We start from the raw sequence: 6,345 nt of genomic DNA on the forward strand, positions 1-6,345 counted from the left end.
GGTACCCGTAAAGGTTTATGTGAAGATCTCTACGATATTATTATGCAGGAAGAGATCAAAGCGCCAGAATCTGGAGCATTCGACTGGACGGAAGTGCGCCAGTTTAACCTGATGTTCAAAACGCATTACGGCGCTACATCATCCGGTGATGAAGACGCGATCTACCTGCGGCCTGAAACCGCTCAGGGTATTTTTGTGAACTTTAAAAATGTAATGGATACCGCTCGTGTTCAGATTCCTTTTGGAATCGCTCAGGTAGGTAAAGCTTTCCGTAATGAAGTGGTTGCCCGTCAGTTTGTTTTCCGCATGCGGGAATTTGAACAGATGGAAATGCAATATTTTGTTGAACCGGGAAATGATGAGGAGAGCTATGATAACTGGCTCAACAGCAGGATTGAGTGGCATAAAAACCTGGGAATCCGTGAAGAAAACCTGAGAACCGTACCGCATCCGGAAGATAAGCTGGCACACTATGCTCGTGCTGCAGCCGATATTCAGTTTAATTTCCCTATTGGATGGCAGGAAGTGGAGGGTGTCCATAACCGTACTGATTTCGACCTTACACGTCATCAGGAGTATTCCGGAAAGAAAATGGAGTACTACGATCAGAAACAGCAGAAACGATATACTCCATATGTGATTGAAACATCAATCGGGCTTGACCGCTGCACGCTGATGGTGCTTTGTGATGCCTACCGCGAAGAAGAGGTGGATGGCGATACAAGAACCGTACTCAAGCTTCACCCAAAACTGGCACCGACCAAAGTTGGGATCTTCCCGCTTATTAAAAAGCCTGAGCTGCAGGAGTTGGCTAAGAAGATTGAGTTCGAACTTCGTGATGAATACAATGTACTTTATGATGAGTCCGGTTCAATTGGCAAGCGATATCGCCGCCAGGATGAAGCAGGTACACCGTTCTGCGTTACAGTAGATTTTGATGGACTTGAAGACAACACCGTTACCATTCGCTATCGTGATAACATGGAACAAGATCGTGTTTCGGTAGATAAGCTGGCCGATGTCATTCGCGACGGGATGAAAACCTGGAAGCCTGAGTAGGGAGTTCACCGCGGTGACGCTGCGCACGCGGAGAAGAATTAGAATGGTGTCGTCAGGCCGCTGTAGTTGGTCAGACGGCTTCATGGTTAATAATCCATAGACCTGCCAGCGTCTGAAGTGCAACGAAAGTCCTGGCAGCGTCAATTGTCGCGTAGCTTTACAACGCTGATAGGTTTCCTCCAAACACAATCGAATATCAGATCTTAGTGCCCGTGGCAGGCCTTAGACTTACCCATCTGTCCACGTGATGCGAACTCACACTAATGCGCCGGCAGGCGCATTATGTTTGTAAAAAAACAGATGAGACGCATCAACCCACTGCTCCGGAGTGAGCAGTAGGTTAAATCTTTGTGTACAAAGAGAAGTAGCGCACCTCCGGAGCGCAGGTGTTTAGATACCGGTCAGAGATTTTACAAACTTATCGCCCCATCCGGAGCGGGTTGAATCAGAGCCATAATTATTTGATCCATCTGGCCACATATTGTGACCTGAAGAAAACCTCTCTCTACTGACTCAGTCGGTCTGAAGGGTTGATGGTAAGGTATATTCCAATTAACCTGACAGCGCATCCGACTCTTTCAGAAGGATTCCTGTCAGCGTTAATAAAAACCCGTAATATCTTACGCAGAACTTGCGTTCCACTTCAGATGCTAGCAGGTCAATTAACAGCACATTCTCAGCGCCCTCTGTGTCCCCGCGGTGAACGGTCAGTAAAAATCAAAGAGACCGTAACCATTCCACTATCTCTTCCACAAAACCATCCGCGAATCTTTTTTCGAGCATACCGTATTCGCTGGGCAGGCCTGTATTTGATTGTTGAAATAGATGATTGGCAGATTCAATTTCAACAATCGTCAGATTTAAATCCGAATCTTCTTTCAGACTTTCTGCTTTGGCTCGATTTGGTTCCGCAATTACTTGCGAATCCATCTCTCCAAAAATAGCCAGCATCGGTATTCCTAGATCAGAAATGTCACTCTGCGGATCGTATTCAATAAACGACTTAAACCAAACCGTTTTTGCTGCCGCCAGCTGTCTATTAATCTGACTCCGGATGAATGAGTCCATGTCACCCAAAGCCTCCCGTTGCTGTTCGGGTAGTTCGTTAATCTGTTCTTCAAGCCGGTCATACAGGTCCTGCTCGATTTCACCCCAGTCATCTTCATTCCGAACGACTTCATAAATTCTCTGCTGAAACTCCAGATTTTGTTCAACAATCTCATCTTCAATACCCTGCGCCTCTGATATTGATTTAATCTGGTTGTTGATAATTTCATCCCCAGGCAGAAATGGGGCGCCCATAAAAACGATACCGTCAATAGAAATTTCATCCGATGAAATTGCGGCGACCAACCCACCCTGACTGTGACCTAACAAAACTGTTTTTGATATTGAAGATCCATATTCTTCCTGAAGATGTAAGACGATATCCTCCAGATCTTGGGCAAGATCATAAATCGTTGCGTCCGTTTCACCGGTCGATCGCCCTACTCCCCTATCATCATATCTGAAGGACGAATATCCGTACTCATAAAGTGAATCTGCCAGCTGACCAAAAATTTTAAATCCCGCTACGGTTTCATCTCTGTCCTGCGAACCCGATCCGGTCAACAGAATCACAAGAGGTGCCGGCTCATCGGCCATTAATAGTGTACCGCTTACTTGGCCTGCCCGGGTTTGAATGGCTATATCCGTTCCATTTGATGTACCACCTTCATCTGCAAGTGTATCGTCCTTCTTTTCAATAGAAAAAGGATAACTCGTATTCATCTGTTCAAACATACCTGAAATTGTACTCTCAGAGTTTTCCCATATACCTCTAAACACTGCAACTCCAGTTCCTGTCTGAAATTGAAAAATCAGAGAGTCGCCTTCCGCTTTTGTGAATTCTATCGGCATATTAAACGCCATCTGTTGTGGGATATCAATGGTCCCGTCCAGTTCGCCATCCTGGTAACTGAAAGTAAATTCTGTAGTCAGATTTTGGCCGTTAATTTCTATAGAACCGGTCCATTCACCGGCAACGTCGCTGTAGTTTTGACCGTATACCGTTTGAGCAGTAAATAGAGTAATAGCAAAGAGTAGATATTTCATAGACACAATTTAACAAAAACAGATCCCTGTTAGAAATAAAAAACCCTGCTCAATGGCAGGGTTTTTTGTTAAAATTCAAACGTGATAAGGTGTTTCATTATTGCGGATTTGCCACGCCAACTACACCGCATGCAAGTCGGCTTCCGGCAGCACCGGTAGGCTGTGATTCAAGATCATCCTCACCCGCATGAATAATGACCCCTCTTCCCAATATGGACGTCATTCCAGAAAGCTGCAGTTTAGAATCAACAAAATCTGAAGTAGCGTTTCCATCAGCATCAGACTGAAGATTTCCGAGATCACCAACATGTCTCATCTCATCATCAGGCCCGCCATGTTCCATATCTTCCGGGTTGAAATGCCCGCCGGCGGAGGTTCCGTCGTCCGCTCTGCAATCACCATATTGGTGAATATGGAACCCGTGCATTGACTCTGCTTCCAAACCGGAAATATCAGCTTCAACCCGAACTCCTTCATCTGTTTGTGTAAAAACGACCGTTCCCTCAACGCTGTTTCCTTCTGTTGCGTGCATTACCACAACCGCCTGATCAATGGATTGAGTTTCGTAATCCATATCCATCTCTTCCTGTTCAACCTGAGTGCAGGATGCGAAAATTAACAGTGCGGTAAATGTTGAAATAAATAACTTAGTCATAATGTAAATATTGAGTTTGATTAACTGTTTTGCTTATCGATGAATGTAACAAAGTTTAGATATAGATCGTCGACCACTCGGCGATAATTGAACCCGCATAAAGACTGTAAGCCTCATCCATCAACAAATGATCTGCCTCATGCAGAGAAAGAAAGCTTTTTGGATGCTTTGCAGTTTTATAAATATGGGCGGCATTATCGATGCCCACCGTATCATCCATCGGTGAGTGCATCACCATTAATGCCCTGTCTAAATTTTCAATATATTTATCCATTCTAGTTTTCTCCAAATCGTCAAGAAACTGTTTCTTAATTCTGAACGGCCGCCCGGCCAGATTCACAATTGCAGACCCTTTCTCTTCAATCTCCTCTCTTTTCGACTCAAAGTGCCTCTCAACATGTTTTGGATCAGACGGAGCACCAATTGTTGCTACCGCTTTAACTGAGTCCATTTTATGGGCAGCCTGAATTACAGCAGCTCCGCCCAGAGAATGACCGATCACGATTGACGGCAAACTCATCTCTTTTCCCATATATTCGGAAGCCGCAACAAGATCTTCAACATTGGAACTGAAGTTGGTATCTTCAAATGTTCCCTCACTATCGCCAAGACCCGTAAAATCGAAACGTAAAACGGCTACTCCTTTTTTATTTAACGCTTTTGCAATGTTTCCGACGGCCTTCAAATTTTTTGAACAGGTGAAGCAGTGTGCAAACAATGCACACGCTATATGCTCACCCTCGGGATAATCAATTTTTGCTGCGAGAGACTCACCCGTTGCTCCTTCAAACTCAATTTTCTTTGTGTTCATGTTTGTAATCGATTGTGTGTTATTCTTTTAAGGTAATGGTTTTCAGATGCTTTTCATTCAGTAAACATTTCTTCGAAAACCATATTATTATCATCATTTTACATTCATCTTGGATATTTTGAAATGATAATTACCAAAGGCTTAACCATAACTAATACATACGTTTTATGATAAATATCGTACAAAAACTTTCAGTAATGCTTCTTGCTGCGTTTTTGATCGCCGGCTGTGCCAGTACAGACAGCGTTCAAAGTCCTGATGGTGCATCAGAACGCCCGGACCGGGGAGCAGCTCCATCTTCCGAGGGACCTAAAGCATTTTCTGAAGTAATCAAAGATGACTTCGAGAAAGACGAAGGGCTATTCAATGTCTACAAAGACAAATCTACATACTATTACGAAATACCCGATGAAATGCTGGACCGTGAAATGCTTATGGTTTCACGAATTGCAAAAACAGCAGACGGAATTGCATACGGAGGTATGAAAAATAATACCCAGGTTCTTCGCTGGGAAAAGCGGGATGATAAAATCCTTATGCGCCGGGTTTCATTCAGCAATACGGCAAGTGATACACTTCCCATTTATGAAGCTGTAAGAAACTCTAATTTCGAGCCCATTCTCGCAACTTTCGATATTGCAGCTTTAAATGAAGATTCAACAGGCTCTGTGATTGATATAACAAGCCTGTTTACAACCGATGTACCGGCTCTTGGCCTACAGCAAGGTAATCGATCCCAGTATCAGGTACGCCGTGTTGATGGCAACCGAACCTTTATTGAAGAGATTCGCAGTTTTCCGGAAAACGTAGAAGCGAGACACATACTCACCTATGATGCTCAGAATCCACCGTCTAACTCGGATGCGAATACCATCTCACTTGAGATCAATCACAGCATGCACCTTCTTCCTGAAGAACCCATGCAGCGCCGCGAACCTGACGCTCGTGTAGGTTATTTCTCTGCAAGCCAGACAGACTTTGGCACTGAAGAGCATCGTGCAAAACCGGTCAGCCATATTACCCGCTGGAAACTGGTTCCAAAAGACAAGGAAGCTTATATGAGAGGTGAACTTGTTGAACCGGAAGAACCGATTATTTTTTACATCGACCCTGCAACTCCTAAAGAGTGGAGAGAGTGGCTGATCCAGGGTGTGGATGATTGGCAGGTGGCATTTGAAGAAGCCGGCTTCAAGAACGCTATTTACGGAAAAATGGCACCCACCGACGACCCGGACTTTAGCCTTGAAGATGCTCGCTATCCGACCATCCGGTATTTTGCATCACCGATCCAAAATGCATTTGGTCCTCATGTTCACGATCCAAGATCCGGTCAAATCATGACCTCCGCTATCGGGTGGTACCACAACGTGATGCGTCTGCTCAGAAACTGGTACTTCATCCAGACGGCAGCTGCCAACCCTGAAGCACGTACTGTTCAGTTTGACGATGAAGTAATGGGAGAACTAATACGATTTGTTGGTGCTCACGAAGTGGGTCACACGCTCGGTCTTCCTCATAACTTTGGCTCCAGTGCCGCTGTTCCGGTCGATTCACTTCGATCCCCAACCTACACGTCCAATCACGGTACAGCTCCATCTATCATGGACTATGCCAGATTCAATTACATCGCACAGCCCGGTGACGGAGTAACCAACTTCTTCCCGCGCGTTGGTGAATATGATAAGTGGGCCGTAAAATGGGGTTACACCTGGTTCGGCGACATGTC

At 44.9% G+C, this 6,345-nt stretch carries 5 protein-coding genes; 2 read left to right on the forward strand and 3 right to left on the reverse strand.

The annotated features are described in order from the left end of the window. Nucleotides 1-1,059: glycine--tRNA ligase (locus tag ACESM0_RS12085; protein WP_372906465.1), on the forward strand; the 1,059-nt coding region annotated here is incomplete at its 5' end. A gap of 717 nt (nt 1,060-1,776) precedes the next feature. Here ACESM0_RS12085 and ACESM0_RS12090 read toward each other — a convergent pair. From ACESM0_RS12090 to ACESM0_RS12100, 3 genes are all read right to left on the reverse strand, one after another. After that, entirely contained in the window at nt 1,777-3,153 is a 1,377-nt protein-coding gene (locus tag ACESM0_RS12090; RefSeq protein WP_372906466.1) for an alpha/beta hydrolase, read from the reverse strand. 97 nt (nt 3,154-3,250) lie between these two features. Next, complete coding sequence (locus ACESM0_RS12095; protein ID WP_372906467.1) at nt 3,251-3,808, reverse strand: superoxide dismutase family protein; 558 nt, start codon at nt 3,806-3,808, stop codon at nt 3,251-3,253. 55 nt (nt 3,809-3,863) lie between these two features. Then, nucleotides 3,864-4,619: an alpha/beta hydrolase family protein gene (locus ACESM0_RS12100; RefSeq protein WP_372906468.1), complete on the reverse strand. Its 756-nt coding sequence runs from the start codon at nt 4,617-4,619 to the stop codon at nt 3,864-3,866. A gap of 167 nt (nt 4,620-4,786) precedes the next feature. Between ACESM0_RS12100 and ACESM0_RS12105 the strand changes: the two genes are divergently transcribed. After that, the coding region (locus ACESM0_RS12105) for a DUF5117 domain-containing protein (protein ID WP_372906469.1) at nt 4,787-6,345 on the forward strand (1,559 nt) is incomplete at its 3' end.

The organism is Rhodohalobacter sp., from assembly GCF_041686455.1.
Classification (GTDB): Bacteria; Bacteroidota; Rhodothermia; order Balneolales; family Balneolaceae; genus Rhodohalobacter.